Annotated in this window: 15 protein-coding genes and 1 pseudogene; 7 read left to right on the plus strand and 9 right to left on the minus strand. The window is 72.5% G+C overall.

Translation table 11 applies throughout. The features are described from left to right. Positions 1-368: pseudogene (locus tag AB0J39_RS11530) on the plus strand (ABC transporter ATP-binding protein); the annotation flags it as partial. Continuing rightward, a complete protein-coding gene (locus tag AB0J39_RS11535) occupies positions 365-1,561 on the plus strand; it encodes an ABC transporter permease (RefSeq protein WP_363463373.1) in 1,197 nt (398 codons plus the stop codon). The pseudogene AB0J39_RS11530 and the gene AB0J39_RS11535, both read left to right, overlap by 4 nt. A 4-nt stretch (positions 1,562-1,565) precedes the next feature. Here AB0J39_RS11535 and AB0J39_RS11540 read toward each other — a convergent pair whose 3' ends face one another. The 5 genes from AB0J39_RS11540 to AB0J39_RS11560 all read right to left on the minus strand — a co-directional run bounded on the left by AB0J39_RS11540 (position 1,566) and on the right by AB0J39_RS11560 (position 6,203). After that, positions 1,566-2,918 (minus strand): serine hydrolase domain-containing protein, encoded by a 1,353-nt coding sequence (locus tag AB0J39_RS11540; RefSeq protein WP_363463375.1) that lies wholly within the window; start codon positions 2,916-2,918, stop codon positions 1,566-1,568. 119 nt (positions 2,919-3,037) lie between these two features. Continuing rightward, positions 3,038-3,883: an alpha/beta hydrolase gene (locus AB0J39_RS11545; protein ID WP_363463377.1), complete on the minus strand. Its 846-nt coding sequence runs from the start codon at positions 3,881-3,883 to the stop codon at positions 3,038-3,040. Further along, positions 3,880-4,317: a MarR family transcriptional regulator gene (locus AB0J39_RS11550; protein ID WP_363463379.1), complete on the minus strand. Its 438-nt coding sequence runs from the start codon at positions 4,315-4,317 to the stop codon at positions 3,880-3,882. Before AB0J39_RS11550 ends, AB0J39_RS11545 begins: the two co-directional genes overlap by 4 nt. A 66-nt stretch (positions 4,318-4,383) precedes the next feature. After that, complete coding sequence (locus tag AB0J39_RS11555) at positions 4,384-5,298, minus strand: chlorophyllase (protein WP_363463461.1); 915 nt, start codon at positions 5,296-5,298, stop codon at positions 4,384-4,386. A gap of 11 nt (positions 5,299-5,309) precedes the next feature. Next, positions 5,310-6,203, minus strand: coding sequence for an LLM class flavin-dependent oxidoreductase (locus tag AB0J39_RS11560; protein ID WP_363463381.1), 894 nt, complete (start codon positions 6,201-6,203; stop codon positions 5,310-5,312). A gap of 199 nt (positions 6,204-6,402) precedes the next feature. Between AB0J39_RS11560 and AB0J39_RS11565 the strand changes: the two genes are divergently transcribed. Together AB0J39_RS11565 and AB0J39_RS11570 are read left to right on the plus strand one after the other, a co-directional pair. Then, complete coding sequence (locus AB0J39_RS11565; protein ID WP_363463383.1) at positions 6,403-6,993, plus strand: helix-turn-helix domain-containing protein; 591 nt, start codon at positions 6,403-6,405, stop codon at positions 6,991-6,993. 225 nt (positions 6,994-7,218) lie between these two features. Then, positions 7,219-8,226 (plus strand): RNA polymerase subunit sigma-70, encoded by a 1,008-nt coding sequence (locus AB0J39_RS11570; RefSeq protein ID WP_363463384.1) that lies wholly within the window; start codon positions 7,219-7,221, stop codon positions 8,224-8,226. A 147-nt stretch (positions 8,227-8,373) separates the two neighbouring features. Here the strand turns inward: AB0J39_RS11570 and AB0J39_RS11575 are convergent, their stop codons facing one another. Next, positions 8,374-8,958, minus strand: a complete 585-nt coding sequence (locus tag AB0J39_RS11575) for a dihydrofolate reductase family protein (RefSeq protein WP_363463386.1) — start codon at positions 8,956-8,958, stop codon at positions 8,374-8,376. A 218-nt stretch (positions 8,959-9,176) separates the two neighbouring features. On the opposite strand from AB0J39_RS11575, the gene AB0J39_RS11580 reads away from it, so the two are divergent. From AB0J39_RS11580 to AB0J39_RS11590, 3 genes are all read left to right on the plus strand, one after another. After that, on the plus strand, positions 9,177-9,365 hold the full coding sequence (locus AB0J39_RS11580; RefSeq protein ID WP_363463388.1) for a hypothetical protein: 189 nt from the start codon (positions 9,177-9,179) through the stop codon (positions 9,363-9,365). Positions 9,366-9,426: 61 nt separating this feature from the next. Then, positions 9,427-10,263, plus strand: coding sequence for an NAD(P)H-binding protein (locus AB0J39_RS11585; protein ID WP_363463390.1), 837 nt, complete (start codon positions 9,427-9,429; stop codon positions 10,261-10,263). A gap of 108 nt (positions 10,264-10,371) precedes the next feature. Then, on the plus strand, positions 10,372-12,627 hold the full coding sequence (locus AB0J39_RS11590) for an ATP-dependent RecD-like DNA helicase (protein WP_363463391.1): 2,256 nt from the start codon (positions 10,372-10,374) through the stop codon (positions 12,625-12,627). A 107-nt stretch (positions 12,628-12,734) separates the two neighbouring features. Here the strand turns inward: AB0J39_RS11590 and AB0J39_RS11595 are convergent, their stop codons facing one another. The 3 genes from AB0J39_RS11595 to AB0J39_RS11605 all read right to left on the minus strand — a co-directional run bounded on the left by AB0J39_RS11595 (position 12,735) and on the right by AB0J39_RS11605 (position 16,348). Further along, a complete protein-coding gene (locus tag AB0J39_RS11595) occupies positions 12,735-13,832 on the minus strand; it encodes a hypothetical protein (protein ID WP_363463393.1) in 1,098 nt (365 codons plus the stop codon). A gap of 143 nt (positions 13,833-13,975) precedes the next feature. Beyond that, on the minus strand, positions 13,976-15,070 hold the full coding sequence (locus tag AB0J39_RS11600) for a hypothetical protein (RefSeq protein ID WP_363463394.1): 1,095 nt from the start codon (positions 15,068-15,070) through the stop codon (positions 13,976-13,978). A 186-nt stretch (positions 15,071-15,256) separates the two neighbouring features. Further along, on the minus strand, positions 15,257-16,348 hold the full coding sequence (locus AB0J39_RS11605; RefSeq protein ID WP_363463395.1) for a hypothetical protein: 1,092 nt from the start codon (positions 16,346-16,348) through the stop codon (positions 15,257-15,259). Between the last annotated feature and the right edge of the window lie 115 nt (positions 16,349-16,463).

A 16,463-nucleotide genomic window follows, 5' to 3' on the forward strand; every position in this document is an offset into this window, starting at 1 on the left:
AGCAGCGGGTCGCGGTGGCCCGCGCGGTGGCGGGCGACCCGCCGCTGCTGCTGGCCGACGAGCCGACCGGCAACCTGGACTCGGCGGCGGGCGCCGAGGTGCTGGGGGTCCTGCGCGACCTGCACGCCGCCGGCACCACGATCGCGGTCATCACCCACGATCCCGAGATCGCCGCGTGGTGCCCCCGGCAGGTGCGCGTACGCGACGGCCTCGTCGTCGGCGACCCCGGGGCCGGCGCCGGGTGCCGCGAACCCGGGCCCATCCCCAAGACGGCGCCCACCCTCAAGACGGCGTCCACCCCCGCAACGGCGCCCGAGCGCGAGACGACGGACGAGCCCGGAGCGGCGGCGAAGGGAGCACCACGATGACCGGTCAGAGGCTGACTCCCGCCAGGCTAGCGCCGTCCGACGTCCTGCGGACCGGGGTGGCCGCGCTGCGCACCCGTCCCGCCCGGGTGGTGCTGTCCGCGCTGGGCATCGCCATCGGCATCGCCACCATGATCGCCGTACTGGGCGTCTCGTCCTCGTCCCGGGAGCAGTTGCTGCGCGAGCTCGACCGGCTCGGCACCAACCTGCTCACGGTCACGCCCGGGCAGACGGTCTTCGGAGAGGAGGCCGCGCTGCCGGTCGAGGCGCTCGACATGGTCCGGCGCATCGGGCCGGTCCGCACCGCCTCGGCCACCGGCTCGGTCGACACCACGATCAGGCGCACCGACCGCATCCCCAAGGCCGTGACCGGTGGCATCGCCGTCCAGGCCGCCACCGCCGACCTGCTCACCACCCTGGAGGGCAGGGTGGTCACGGGCGCCTGGCTGAACGCCGCCACCGAGGCGCGGCCCGCCGTCGTGCTCGGCGCCAAGGCGGCGGAACGTCTCGGCGTCACCCGGACCGGCGTGCAGGTCTGGATGGGCGAGCGGTGGTTCACCGTCACCGGCGTCCTGGGCCCGATGCCGCTCGCCCCGGAGATCGAGCGCTCGGCACTCGTCGGATTCCCGGCCGCGCGGAAGTACCTGGGCTTCGACGGCCACCCGACGACGATCTACGAGCGGTCCGCGGAGGAGGCGGTGGAGGCCGTGCGGGCGGTGCTGCCGCGCACGGTCAACCCGGAGAACCCGGAGCAGGTCACCGTCAGCAGGCCCTCGGACGCGCTGGCGGCCCGGGCGGCGGCCGCGAGCGCGTTCACCGGCCTGCTGCTCGGCCTGGGCGCGGTCGCGCTGCTGGTCGGCGGGGTCGGCGTGGCCAACACGATGGTGATCTCGGTGTTGGAGCGGCGCAGGGAGATCGGCCTGCGCCGCTCGCTGGGCGCCACCCGAGGGCAGGTGCGCCTGCAGTTCCTCGCGGAGTCGCTGCTGCTGTCGGTGCTCGGCGGGACCGCGGGTGCGGCGCTCGGCGGCCTGGTCACCGCCGGCTACGCGCTGTCGCGCGGCTGGCCGCCGGTGGTCCCGGCTTGGGCGTTCGCCGGCGCGGTCGGCGCGACGCTCGTCGTCGGCACCCTCGCCGGTCTCTACCCGGCGATGCGCGCCGCCCGCCTGTCGCCGACGGTCGCGCTGACCGCCACCTGACCGGTCACCGCCAGCCGGCCGGGTCGACCCCGCCCGGCACCGGGGCCTGCGGGTCGTACGGCTCACGCGTGAAGACGAACGTATTGAGGTCCAGGTGGGTCACCCCGCCGGGGGAGCGGACCACCCGCAGGGTCTCCCCGGCGTAGTAGCCGTCGAGCCCGAGCCAGGTGCCGTCGGCCTGGGGGACGAACCGGGAGGCCCGGCCCTGCCCGCTCACCGGGGTAACCGACAGCCCCCGGTGCGGCAGGACCCGCACCACGTACGGCGTGGGGCCCCAGTACCACGGCCCGGTCAGCTCCAGCAGGTCCTCGTCCACCGGGGAGGGCGACCATTCGGCCGGCAGCGGCGGCTCGTGCTCGGCCAGGATGTCCAGCAGGGCGGTGTCGAGGTTGCGCATGCCCGAGGTGGTGTTGGCCATCCACAGCACGGCCACGCCGTCGGCGGGGTCGGCCCACACACTCGCGAGGAAGCCGGGCATCGACCCGCTGTGTCCGGCCAGCCGGCGCGGGCCGCCGGGGCCGACGTGCCGGACGAGCTGCAGACCCAGCCCGTAGCCGCGCACCCAGATGTCGCCGTCCTCGACGACGGCCGGCTCGCGCATCTCGGCGAGCGTGGCCGGGCGCAGCACGTCGCCGGTGTCGCCGCCGATGAAGGCCGCCCATCGGGCCAGGTCGGCGGTGGTGGTCCACAACTGGCCGGCGGGGGCCATGGCGCCGTGGTCGTTCTCGGGCTCGGGCAGCAGCGCGTCGGCCCAGGGGTGCACGGCGTACCCGGTGGCGTGCGGCGCCCGGGGGCGCGGGGTGGTGTCGCGCATGCCGAGCGGCTCGAGGACCTCCTCGCGTACGGCCTCGTCCCACGGCGTCGACCGCTTGCGCGCGACCAGCTCGCCGAGCAGGGCGAATCCGAGGTTGGAGTAGTGGTAGCGGCGGCCGGGCCGGTGCCGGGCGGACTCGGGACCGAGCGCGGCGACCAGGTCGCCCACCGGCACGCCCGGGGTGCGCTCCCACCACTGGCCGGGCGACTCCGCGGTCAGCCCGCCGCTGTGGGACAGCAGCTGGGCGACCGTGACGTCGCCCAGCGGCGTGCCGGGCACGTGCTTGTCCAGGGGGTCCAGCAGGTCGAGCCTGCCCTCGTCGCGCAGTCGCATGACGACGGTCGCCACGAGGGTCTTGGTGATGGATCCGATGCGGTACTGGGTCTCGCGGGTGGGCGGTTCGCCGTCCACCCGGCCGCGCGCCCCGAACCAGGCGATCTCGCCGCCCCGCACGATCGCCGCCACCAGCGACGGCACCCGCGCCTCCGCCTGCTCGACCGCCAGCCTGCGCAGCAGCGCTCGGGCCGTCCCCTCCAGCACCATTCCGGTCGTCCCCTTTCCGTGACCCGCACCAGGTTAGCGTCCCGCCGTCCCGGCGGCCCGGAGACGGCCCAGGCCATGCCCCGTTCCGGATGGACAGACGCGGGGAGCCGCGCGGCTCGTCACAGGAGGAAGGGCAGCGCCCGTTCGGCCACCGCGGGGGCCGCTTTGCGCTCCGAGGGCCCCATGTGGTCGAGGCCGTCGACGGTGCGCAGCACGGCGCTGGGAAGGGTGCCGGCCAGCGTGGAGAACTCCTCCCGGTGCGCGGGCTTGCTGCGGCCGCCCACCAGGATCAGCACCGGGGCGGCGACGTCCGCGAACTCGGGGAGCCGGCCGTACTGCGCGGCGAGCTGCTCGTGTTCGGCCAGGCAGGCGCCGAGCAGGGGCCGCATCCGCTGCCAGGCCGCGCCGCGGAAGGCGATGCGGAAGACCGCCCGCAGATACCAGTGCGGCAGCTTGGTCATGAAGTCCGGTGCGCCGCCCGACCCCTGGATGAAGTGGATGAACGCCCCGTAGTCGTCACCCGCGGCCAGCCGTTCCCGGAAGGGCGCCATCCATGCGGTGGGGACGGGTGCGCAGGGCACTCCGGGCTCGTAGACGGCGATGCGGTCGAACAGCGGGAACGACCGCGCGGTCTCGAGGATGACGAGCCCGCCGTAGCTGTGCCCGAAGGCCAGGCGCGCCCCCGTCGCCTCCTGGACGGCCCGCAGGTCCTCCACTTCCTTGGCCAGGGAGTAGCCGGGTCCCTGAGGGCCGCTGTCGCCGCGTCCGCGCCGGTCGACGACGTGCACCGTGAAGGAGCGGGCCAGCGAGGAGGCCAGCGGCAGGTAGTCCTCGGAGGTCTTGAGATTGCCGCCGAGCAGGATGAGAGCGGGGCCCGCGCCGAGCGTCCGGTAGGCGATCGCCGTGCCGTCGGCCGAGACGGCCGTGTGCCGGCGTAAGGGCGTGGTGTCGATGTCCCGGCTCACTTGCCCGCCTCCCGCTCCAGCCGGTCGAACGTCGCCAGCAGCCGCGCGGTGTGCTCGGCGTACTCGGCGTACGGCACGCCGCTCTCCGCGACGACCGCGGCCAGCCGGTCCTCGAACTCCTGCCGGATGGAGGCCACCCGCCGCTTCCCCTCGTCGGTGAGGCTCAGCCGCCGGCGGTTCCCCCCGCCGGGGTCGGGCTGAACGTCGAGGAGGCCGTCGGCGGCGAGGACGCCCGTCATGCGGCTCACCGACGGCTCGGTCACGCCGAGATAGTCGGCGAGGGTCCGCTGCGTCGACGCCCCCAGTTCGCCCACCAGGGTCAGCGCCAGGAAGCGGCTGTAGGAGATGTCGTGCTCCGCCCGGAGGATCCGGTCGGCGGCGCGGTCCAGCCGGGCGGTGAGCACGTGCAGGTTGAGGCTGAGGTTCCGTTCCATGAAGCTAACTTAGCAAGCTAAGTTAGCCAGTGCAAGATACTCGGTTCGGTCGTACGCGGCGGGGATTCACCGGGATTCGATCCGGCCCAGCGGATGGCCGCCGTCCGCCAGGGCCGTGCGCGCCGCCGACCACGCGGAATCCTCGATCCCCAGGGCGTGGCGCAGGTAGGCCCACGTGACCCTCTGGAGCAGGGCGACGCGTTCGGGGCTCTCGTCGGTCGTCTCCGTGACGTTGTATCCGGAGATCCCGCCGAGCGAGTGTTCGGCTCCCGGCAACGTCAGCAGGCTCTTGCCGCCGGGGCTCATGTGGTAGGCGTCGGTGAACCAGTCCGGTCCGCGTGCGGACAGCAGGGACTGGTCCTTGTCTCCCGCGACCACGAGGGCCGGTGTGGTCATCTCCGCGAAGCCCGGGTTCATGAACGGGAAGTGCTCGGCGGCGAACGCGGTCAGGTCCGCGCCGCCCCTGCCGGGTACGGCGAGCAGCACGCCTGCTTTGATCCGCGGGTCGGCCATGTCCTCTCCCGGCTCGCCGTCGGGACCGAGGACCCGCGCGCCCAGCAGCATGCTCGCCGTCTGGGCGCCCCAGGAGTGCCCGGCGACGGCGATGCGGCCGCGGTCGAGCCGCCCGGCGAGGCCGGGGACGGCGTGCTCCAGCAGGTCGAGCCGGTCGAGAACGCGCCTGAGGTCCTCGACCCGCGACCGCCAGATGAGCGGCGTACGGGGGGCGTCGGGGGGAAGGCTCAGCGTCCTGGAGTCGAGGTGGGTGGGCTGGATCACCGTGAAGCCGTGCGCGGTCCAGAAGTCGGCCAGGGGGGCGTAGCCGTCGAGCGACTCGCCGAAGCCGTGCGAGAAGACGACGACCGGCAGCTCGTGCCCGGTCGTGGGCGCGGACACGCGTACGTGCAGGTCCTGGCCGCGGCCGGGAGCCGGCAGCGCCACCGGCTTCACCGAGACGACCGGGGTGGGTGCGCCGATGGTCATGAGCGTTTCGTTCACAGGATGCTCCTTCGGTTGTCTGCGGGGATGAGTTCGCCGGCGGCCCACCGTGCGACGCCGCTGGGATAGGGCGCCGGCAGTCCGAGGACGATGTGCCGGAATCCGGCGTCGAGTGCCTCGCCGATCGCGTCCCGGGTCACGGCGGGCCGGTCGTAGGAGACGGGCAGGTGGATCGAGCGGGTGATGGAGGCGGGGTCGCGGCCGATCTCGGCGCAGTAGCGGTCCAGCAGGGCGCTGCGACCGGCGACGTCGTGGATGTCGCCGCCGCCGGGGATGTTCCAGATGTCGGCGTGCTCGGCGACCACGCGCAGCGTCGGGCTCGAGCGCCCGCCGATGAGGATCGGCGGGTGGGGGCGCTGGACGGGCTTGGGATTGCAGAACGCTCCGGTGAGCCGGACGTGGGCGCCGTGGAAGTCGAACGGTTCGGTCTCGGTCCACAACCGCCGGATGACCGCGCATGCCTCGGCGAGGCTCTCCGCGGCGTGGGCGGCGTCGTGGAAGGGCAGGCCGTGTGCGTCGTACTCGCGGCGGGCCAGAGGGTGGCCCGGCCGCGAACCGGCGCCGATGCCGAAGTCGAGCCGCCCGCCGGAGACCTCGTCGACGGTCGCGGCGATCTTGGCGAGCATCGCCGGCGGCCGGAAGCGGTTGCTGGTCACGAGCACGCCGAGGCGCAGCCGGCGGGTCTGCGCGGCGAGCGCCGACAGCAGCGTCCAGCCTTCGTAGGCCGGCCCGTCCGGGTCGCCGCCGATCGGCATGAGGTGATCGAACAGCCACGCGTGCTCGATCTGGGGGATCGTGTCGGCCTCGCGCCAGACCCGCAGGACGTCGTGGTAGCCGACCTGCTGCGGAGCGGTCATGATCCCGAAACGGGGCGGGGAAGTGGAGTGCATCGGGGTATTCGGTCCTTTCGGCGCCGACAGGGGGAGAAGGCGGGCACGCACGGCGTATCGCGACGCGACTGAGCCATGACGGCGTGCTCTTGGTGACCGGGCCGCTGATCTGGCAGTATGAACAAGCGGGACGGCGTCCCGTTTGACGATACGGAACAACGTCCCGTTTAGCAAGCCCGGCGGCGGAGGGAACGACGCGATGAACGACAACGACCCGGGCGCGGGGCATGCGGCCCGGCCCAGGCGGGCGGACGCCCGGCGCAACGAGAAGGCCCTGCTCGACGCGGCCGCCGCGGTCTTCGTGACCTCGGGTGTGGACGCCCCGGTCCGCGACATCGCGGCCAAGGCCGGCGTCGGGACGGCCACGATCTACCGCCACTTCCCGACGCGGGCGGACCTCATCATCGCCGTCTACCGGCACCAGGTCGAGGCGTGCGCCGAGGCCGGGCCGGCCCTGCTGGCGGCCGGCGAGACTCCGTACGTCGCGCTCGGGCGATGGATCGACCTCTTCGCCGACTTCCTGGTCACCAAGCACGGCCTGGCCGCCGTGCTGCGCTCCGACAGCGCAGGCTTCGAGACGCTGCACGCCTACTTCCTCGACCGGCTCGTGCCCGTGTGCGCCGAGTTGCTCGACGCCGCGGCCGCCGCCGGTGAGATCCGCTCCGACATCGAGGCCATCGAGCTCATGCGCGGCGTCGGGAACCTCTGCATCGGCGCGGACAGCGATCCCCACTACGACGCGCGCCGGATGGCCGGGATCCTCATCGCAGGACTGCGCCTGCCCCGCTAGCGGATGGTCGCGCGGGTGTATCGGCGGGCGAGCCGGCGCAGACGCGTGAGGAGTTCCGGCGGTCAGGGCCCTCGTCGTGGGCTGTTCAGGCAGGTCTGCGATCGTGCCACCGTGATCAGCCGGGGGCTGGAGGGCTACGGCCGGTGCAGCGGCTACCGCTCAGAAATCCTCCGCCGCGTCGTCGGTTCTGGTAGCTCCTCGCCACCCGCGAAAGGATTGACGACCATGACTGACGCCAGATCGCCAGACGACGAGGGGGCCGCGTTCATCGCGGCGGCCCGCTCGAACGACGCGGCACAGTTCGCGCTCAGCACGGAGCGCTACCGGCGTGAGCTGCAGGTGCACTGCTACCGGATGCTCGCGAACTACGAGGATGCCCAGGACATGACGCAGGAAACGTTCCTGCGGGCGTGGAACAAACGGGAGTCGTTCAAGGGTCACGCCGCGCTGCGCACCTGGCTGTACCGGATCGCGACGAACGCCTGCCTCGATTACCTGGACAAGCGCAACGACCGCACACCCGTCCCTGCCGAGCTGCCCGGCGCGGGCGCGGAGGTGCACTACCTGCAGCCCTACCCGGACCGGATGCTCCCGGAGGACCCGCAGGAATCGGCGGTGGCGCGGGAGACGGTCGAGCTGGCGTTCATCGTCGCCGTCCAGCACCTGCCGCCGCGGCAGCGGGCGGTGTTCGTCTTGCGCGACGTCCTCGGCTGGCCGGCGTCGAAGGCCGCCGACGCCCTCGATCTGACCGTCGCATCGGTGACCAGCGCACTGCAGCGGGCGCGCGTGACGATGCGCGAGCGGCTGCCCGACCGCCGCCTCGACTGGCGCAGCCCTGCCACGCACGAGCTGTCGGATGACGAGCGCGGCGTGGTGAGGTCGTATATGGACGCCCATGAGCGCAACGACCTCGACGGCCTGACGGCCCTGCTGCGCGACGACCTGCGCTTCACGATGCTGCCCGACCCGGGCACCTTGACCGTCACGGCCAAGGAGGCGGTGGACGGCTGGGTCTCCGGTGGGCTCTTCCAGCGCGGCCACGACGACTGGCGCTGCACCGCCACCACGCTCAACCGCATGCCTGCCGCCGCGCTGTACCTCCGCACCCCCGACGACCCGGAATACCGGTTGTTCACCATCGCGGTCCTGCACATCGTCGACGGCGAGATCGCCGAACTCACCGGATTCGACGCCACCGACAAACCATGGCTGGCCCTGCCCGCGACGCTGTGATCGGACAAGCCCTCATCGTCGACGAGTCCAGCGCACGCCCCGGCGTCGCCGGAGTCCCCGCGGAGCGAGCACCCCGACCAGCGGACCACCCCCGCCCCGCCGACATCGCCGGCGGGGCGTCTTCGTGTCCGAAGAAAGGAGGCTCCTTCATCGCCTCGTCTCGTACCGGGTCATCACCACGCCGCCGGGAAATGTCCGCGTCTCGACCAGGTTCAGGTTCACCCAGCTGTCCAGCGCGGTGAAGAACGGCGTGCCGCCGCCCACCAGGACCGGTACGGTGACCAGCGCGTACTCGTCGATGAGCCCGGCTCGCATGGCCGCCCCGGCGAGCGTCGCACCGCCGATGTCCATCGGACCGCCGTCCTCCGCCCTGAGCCGGGCGATCTCGGCGACCGCGTCGCCGGTGACCAGGCGGGTGTTCCAGTCGACCTTGTCGATCGTCGACGAGAACACCACCTTCGGCATGTCCCGCCAGAGGCGCGCGAACTGGATCTCCGCCAAGGTCGCGTCGGGCCGCTGATCGCCGGTCGGCCAGTGGGAGCTCATCGCCTCCCACAGCTTGCGCCCGTACAGCGACAGCTCGCTCGCCCGCATCTGGTCGTACCACCACTGGAACAGCTCGGCGCTCGGCGATGAGTCCGGACCGTCCCCTCCGCCCCAGCCGATGTCGTCACCGATCGCGGCGATGTAGCCGTCCAGGGTCACGTTCATTCCGAAGACCAGTTTCCGCATAGTGCCAGCCTCCCGTGAGTCGATCTCACACATACAGACGGGCGCGGCGCGGGAACCTCATCGGTGCACGACCTGCGTCCGTCCGCGGAGCCGCCAGGCCGTGGTACTTTCTTGATCGTAAGGTGCGGCGCTCGTTCCCGAGCGTGCCGGGACATCCGGCCGGCACGACAGCCTCAGCACAGGCTGTCTGGATCTCTCAGTGGAGAGTCTGCCTCGCCATGTCCGCACCCCAGTCTCCGCCCAGATGGGCGATCTTCCCGTCGGCGTCCGCCCCCGGTGTGTTCGACCCGCCCGGCCCCACGGTGACCGGCGCGGCACCGCCGTGGGCGCCTCCGGCCGAGGCCGTCACCGCCGCCTGCGCGACGGGCGTCCCGCTGCCCGCGCGCCGTGTCGCCCACGCCCGCTGAGCCTTCCCCGTTGCCGGAAGGCATCCGCACCCGCATTCCCAGCGTTCACAGGAGCATTTCCATGATTCTCGTCACCGGAGGCCGCGGCGCGGTCGCCACCCACCTGCTGACCCTGCTGCTGCAGGCCGGCCGCGTCGTACGCGTGGCCTCCAGCGACCCCGGCCGGCTGCGCGTGCCGGACGGCGTCACCGCCGTCACCTGCGACCTCACCGATCCCGCGACCTTCCCGGCCGCCCTCGCCGGCGTCAGGGAGGTCTTCCTGTACGCCGAGGCCTCGCACATCGCGGAGTTCGCCGACGCCGCCGTCACGGCCGGCGTCGAGCACGTCGTCCTGCTGTCGTCCGCCAGCGTGCTGAACCCCGACGCGGCCGGTGACCCACTGGCCAAGTCGCACCTCGACGTCGAGACCGCGCTGCTCGCCGCGCCGCTGACCACCACGATCCTGCGCCCCGGCTCCTTCGCCGGCAACGCGGGCGCCTGGGCCTGGTCCATCAGGGCCGGCAACCCGGTGAACCTGCCCTACCCGGGCTCGCACACCGACCCCATCCACGAACGGGACCTCGCCGAGGTGGCCTTCACCGTGCTCACCGACCCACGCCACCAGGGCCGGTGCCTGCATCCGACCGGCCCGGAGAGCCTCACGTTCACCGAACAGATCGAGCGGCTCGCCGAGGTCGTCGGGCGGCCCATCACCGTCGGCCACGTCACCCCCGGGGAGTGGAAGAAGGAGATGGCCGGCTACATCCCCGGTCCGTACGCCGACGCCCTGCTCGCCTACTGGCGGGGCAACGACGGCCGCCCCGTGCCCCTGACCGACGTCGTCGAGCAGGTCACCGGCCACGCTCCCCGCACCTTCGCCACCTGGGCCCGCGACCACGCCGCGGACTTCACCGGGTAGCACCCGCGGAAACGCCGCCCCCGGCCCCTGCGAGGCCGGGGGCGGCCCCGTCCCCACCCGGCCGGTCACGGTCGGGCGGGCCCCGCCGGGTGGGAGACAATGCGACCCATGACGAATCCTCCCGGAGGCGCCGCGGGCAGGCCGCCCGGCGTGCAGCTCGACGCCGTACTGGAGCGGATCACGTATGCCAACGAGGAGACCGGCTACACGATCGCCAGGGTCGCCACCGAACGGTCGGGCACCGATTTGCTGACCGTCGTCGGGCCCCTGCTCGGGGCGCAGGTGGGGGAGTCGCTGCGTCTCACCGGTCGCTGGGGCTCCCACCCCAAGTACGGCAGGCAGTTCGAGGTCTGGTCGTACACCACCGTCCTGCCGGCGACGATCCAGGGCATCCAGCGTTACCTCGGCTCCGGCCTGATCAAGGGCATCGGCCCGAAGATGGCCGAGCGGATCGTGGACCACTTCGGCACCGACACGCTGCGGGTCATCGAGGAGGAGCCGAAGCGGCTGGTCGAGGTCCCCGGCCTCGGGCCGAAACGGACCAAGATGATCGCCGCGGCCTGGGAGGAGCAGAAGATCATCAAGGAGGTGATGATCTTCCTGCAGGGCGTCGGGGTGTCCACCTCCATCGCCGTGCGCATCTTCAAGCAGTACGGCGAGGACTCCATCGACGTGGTCCGCAAGGAGCCCTACCGCCTCGCCGACGACGTGTGGGGCATCGGCTTCAAGACGGCCGACACCATCGCGCAGGCCGTGGGCATCCCGCACGACAGCCCCGAGCGGGTCAAGGCCGGGCTGCGCTACACGCTCTCCCAGGCCGCCGACGACGGCCACTGCTTCCTGCCCGCGCCCAATCTGGTCGCCGACGCCGTGAAGATCCTGGAGGTGCCGGCCGACCTGACCACGGCCTGCCTGGAGGAGCTGGTCGCCGAGGAGGGCGTGGTCCGCGAGGAGATCCCGGCCAGAGGGAACGGCGAGCAGAACGGGGACGACGGCGACAGCACCGTCCCCGCGATCTACCTCGTCCCCTTCCACCGCGCCGAGCTGTCGCTGGCCGGCACGCTGCGCACCCTGCTGAACGCCGGGCACGACCGGCTCGGCGCGTTCACCGACGTCGACTGGCCGGCCGCCCTCGACTGGCTGCGCGGCCGGACCGGCGCCGACCTCGCGCCCGAGCAGGCCCAGGCCGTACGGCTCGCGCTGACCGAGAAGGTCGCGGTGCTGACCGGCGGCCCCGGCTGCGGCAAGAGCTTCACCGTGCGCTCGGTGGTGACCCTCGCCCGCGCGAAGCGGGCCAAGGTCATCCTGGCCGCCCCGACCGGCCGCGCGGCCAAGCGGCTGGCGGAGCTGACCGGGCACGAGGCGACGACCGTGCACCGGCTGCTCCAGCTGCGCCCCGGCGGGGACGCCACCTTCGACCGCGACAACCCCCTCGACGCCGACCTGGTCGTGGTGGACGAGGCGTCCATGCTCGACCTGCTGCTGGCCAACAAGCTCGCCAAGGCCGTCGCCCCGGGAGCGCACCTGCTGTTCGTCGGCGACGTCGACCAGCTTCCCTCGGTCGGCGCCGGAGAGGTGCTGCGCGACCTGCTGGCCGCCCCCGCCATCCCCCGGGTGCGACTGACGCAGATCTTCCGTCAGGCGCAGGAGTCCGGCGTGGTCGTCAACGCCCACCGCGTCAACACCGGACAGCAGCCGCTGGTGCGCGAGTTCCCCGACTTCTTCCTGTTCCCCTGCGAGGAACCCGAGGAGATCGCCGCCCTGACCGTGGACGTGGTGGCCCGGCGGATCCCGAGGAAGTTCGGCCTCAACCCGCGCAGGGACGTCCAGGTGCTCGCGCCCATGCACCGCGGCGCGGCCGGCGCGGGAGCGCTGAACATCGCCCTGCAGGAGGCGCTGACCCCCGCCCGGGAGGGCATGCCCGAGCGCCGGTACGGCGGGCGGGTCTTCCGCGTCGGAGACAAGGTCACCCAGCTGCGCAACAACTACGACAAGGGCGCGGCGGGGGTGTTCAACGGCACGGTCGGCGTGGTCACCGCCATCACCCCCGAGGAGAGCAAGCTGACCGTGCTCACCGACGAGGACGAGAACGTCGACTACTCCTTCGACGAGCTCGACGAACTCGCCCACGCCTACGCGGTCAGCATCCACCGCTCCCAGGGCAGCGAGTATCCGGCGGTGGTCATCCCGCTGGCCACCAGCGCCTGGATGATGCTGCAGCGCAACCTGCTCTACACCGCCATCACCCGGGCCAAGAAGCTCGTGGTCGTCGTCGGGTCGCGGCGGGCGCTCGGCCAGGCGGTGCGCACGCGGGGGGCGGGCCGCCGCCACACGGGGCTGACCCACCGCCTCCGCGTGCCCTGATCCGCGTGCCCTGATCCGTGTGCCCTGATCCGTGTGCCCTGATCCGTGTGCCCTGATCCGTGTGCCCTGATCCGCGGGTCCTGGCCGGCGCGCCCGCCCCGGCCGCGTCAGTACTGCGAGGTGTAGGTCACCAGCGACGGGGAGTCGACCTTGACGTTCCCCCGGTAGCAGAAGACGTCGCGGACGTGGACGTCGGAGCCCGCCGTGACCCACAACGTCACCAGGTTGCAGAACTCCGGCCCGGAGCCGTACGCGGTGACCTGCACGTTGCTGGGCAGCACCCCGACCGAGGGGAACGCCACCCAGCGCCGGCCGGTCACGGTCCTCGTCAGGGTGTTGACCGCACCGGTGTAGTTGTAGTTGACCCCGGCGGGGGCGGGCGCGTACGGCCCGGGGTTGGACGGGTCGTTGTCGAAGGTGTATGCGAAGTACTTCGGCGGCACCGCCGCCCCCATGATCGCCCGCTGCCGCTGGTAGGTGAGGGTCCAGCCGGTGTCGAGCGGCACATCGGTCGCGTCGTGGCACAGCACCCGGATCTTCTGGGCGTCCTTGGACCAGTCCCAGGCCCCGACCTTGCACCGCGCCGCCCGGCCCGAGTCGACCGCGGTGACCTGGATGTTGCCCGCCTGCGCGGCCGAGCCGAGCCCGGGCAGCACGACCGTCCAGGCCCCGGTGCCCGTGTGGGCGACGGAGTTGGTGGCGAGCGCCGAGTTGTAGTGGGAGGCGATGGATCCGCCGTCCCAGTAGACGTAGCCGTACGCCTGGGACGCCGAGGCCAGCGCCCCGCTGCTGGAGGCGAAGACGACGGAGAACAACGTCTGCGCGTGGTGCCCGCCGCCGTACAGCGTGCACCGCACCGCCACGACCTCGTCCGGGCCGTCCTGCCACCACTTCTCGATCTGGCACCATTCCGGCGACTGCGAGATGGCGGTCACGTGCGCGACCCCGCCCCTGGGGATGCCGATCTTCGGGAAGCGCACGAAGTACTCACCGGAGCCGCCGGAGGTGACGCTGACCGTCGGCCCGGGCGCCCAGCTGCCCGCCTGGTAGGCCGGGCTCGGCACGCCGGAGGTCGTGTTGACGAAGGCGAATCCCCACACGTCGGGGACGGCCGCGTTTGCGGCCCCCGCCCCGGCGACGGTCGCCGCCGCGACGACCGCGCACATCAGCAGTATCCGGATGACCACGTTGCGTAACAGGAGCACGTGTCCTCCATGACAGGTGATGCTGTGGTCGGGGGAGAGGCCGCGCCGGCGGTGGCCCGGCGGGTCGTGCCCGGCCATCGGCGGCAGGGGGCGCGGGCCGCGCCACCCTGCCACCGCCCGGCCCGCCCGGCGGGCGGGTGCCGTCAGTACGCGGAGACGTAGGTCACGAACGAGGGCTGGTCCACCTGGGTGGTGCCCTTGTAGCAGACCACGTCACGCACGTAGACGTCGGACCCGTAGGTCGTCCACAGCGTGAGCAGGTTGCAGAACTCCGGCCCGGGGCCGTACGCCGTCACCTGCACGTTGTTGGGCGTCACTCCGACCCTGGGGAAGAACGCCAGGCGCATGCCGGGCCCGGCCGTCCGCACCGTGTTGATCCCGCTCTGGGAGTTGTAGTTGATCCCCGCGGGGGCGGGCGCGTACGGGCCGGGGTTGGCCGGGACGTTGTCGAAGGTGTAGGCGAACAGCTTCGGCGGCGCGTACGCCCCGGTGATCGCCCGCTCGCGCTGGTAGGTGAGGGTCCAGCCGGTGTCGTACGGCTTGTCGGACACGTCGTGGCACAGCACCTGGATCTTCTGCCCCGACGGCGCCCAGCTCCAGGCGCCCACCTTGCAGCGCGCCGGCTTGCCGGAGTCGACCGCGGTGACCTGGATGTTGCCCGCCTGCACGGCGGAGCCGAGCCCGGGCAGCCAGACGGTCCAGTCGCCGGTCGTGTTGGGGAAGACGGCGTTCACGCCGAGCGCGGAGTTGTAGTCGGAGGCGATGGATCCGCCGTCCCAGTAGACGTAGCCGTACGCCTGGGACGCCGAGGCCAGCGCCCCGCTGCTGCTGGCGAAGACGATCGAGAACCGCGCCTTGACGGGGGTGCCGCCGTACCGGTAGCACCGCACCGCCACGATCTCGTCCGAGCCGGACTGCCCCCACTTCTCGATCTGGCACCACTCGGCCGCCTGCGAGATCGCGGTGACGTGCGCGATCCCGCCCTTGGGGATGCCGATCTTCGGGAAGCGCACGAAGTACTCACCCGTGCCGCCGGGCGTGACGCTGACCGTCGGCCCGGCCCCCCAGCTGCCCGCCTGGTAGGCCAGGTTCGGCACGCCGGAGGTGACGTCGACGTAGGCGAACCCCCACACGTCGGGAACGGCCGCGTTGGCGGCCCCCGCCCCGGCGGTGGCGCCCGCGGCGACCATCGCACACAGCAGAAGAATTCGAGTGACCACTTTTCGTAACAGGCGCATCTGTCCTCCATGACAGGTCGTGCGAGAGGCCCCGCCGGGGATGGCCCGGCGGGTCGTGCCCGGTCGCCGGTCCGGTGACAGTCGGTCCGGTGACAGTCGGTCCGGTGGTGGTAGTCGGTCCGGTGACAGGGGACGCGAACCGCGCCGCCCCGCCACCGCCCGGCCCGCCCCGGCCGGGGGGTGATGTCAGTACTTGGAGGTGTAGGTCACGAACGCCTGCTGGGCGGCCCGCACGCCGCCGCTGTAGCAGGCCACGTCGCGGACCACGGCCTCCGAACCCGACACGCCCCACACCGTGAGCAGGTTGCAGAACCCGGGGCCGGCTCCGAACGCAGTCACCTGGACGTCGTCGGGCGGCGATCCGACCGCGGGGAAGCGCACCAGGCGCAGGCCGAGCCCGGCCGACTGCACCGTGTTGACCGCCCCCGCGTTGTTGAAGTTGATCCCGGCGGGGGCCGGCGCGTACGGTCCGGCGTTGCCCGGGGTGTGGTCGAAGGTGTAGGCGAAGAACCTCGGCGGTGCGGCGGCGCCGGTGATGGCACGTTCACGCTGGTAGGTGAGGGTCCAGCCGGTGTCGCGCAGCGCGGTGGTCGCGTTGTGGCACAGCACCCGGAACTTCTGCGCACCCGCCGACCAGCTCCAGTCGCCCACCTTGCACCGCGCCGGCGAGCCCGAGTCGACCGCGGTGACCTGGATGTTGCCCGCCGGAGAGGTCGCGCCGAGGCCGGGCATCGTCACCGTCCACACGCCGGTGGCGTCGTGGACGACGGTGTTGGCGGCGAGTGAGGAGTTGTAGTCGGAGACGATGGACCTGCCGTCCGAGTGGACGTAGCCGAACGCCTGGGTCGCCGAGGCCAGCGGCCCGCTGCTGGAGGCGAAGACGATGGTGAACCGCGCGTCGGGAGCGGGGCCTCCGCCGTACCGGTAGCACCGCACCGCCACGATCTCGTCCGAGCCGCTCTGTCCCCATTTCTCCAGCTGGCACCACTCGGCCGCCTGCGAGACCGCCGTCACATGCGCGACGCCGCCGCGAATGCCGATCTGGGGGAACCGCACGAAAAACTCACCGGGAACGCCGGGTGAGACCGACACGTTCCCGGCCGCCCAGCTGCCCGCCTGGTGGGCCATGCTCGGCACACCGGAGGTCACGTTGACGTAGGCGAATCCCCACACGTCGGGGACGGCCGCGTTGGCGGCCCCCGCCCCGGCGACGGCGCCCGCGGCGACCATCGCGCACAACAGGAGTAATCGAGTGACCACGGTCCGTAACAGGCGCATGCCGTCCTCCATCGCGGTGGTGCCCAGTGGGCGTGCAGATGTCGACGCCGGTGACCCGGCGCGTGGAACCCGTACGTCGGTGGAGCCGTGGATCGCGCTCGGAAGGACGGGAGAT

This window comes from Microbispora sp. NPDC049633 (assembly GCF_040675265.1).
Taxonomy (GTDB): domain Bacteria; phylum Actinomycetota; class Actinomycetes; order Streptosporangiales; family Streptosporangiaceae; genus Microbispora; species Microbispora maris.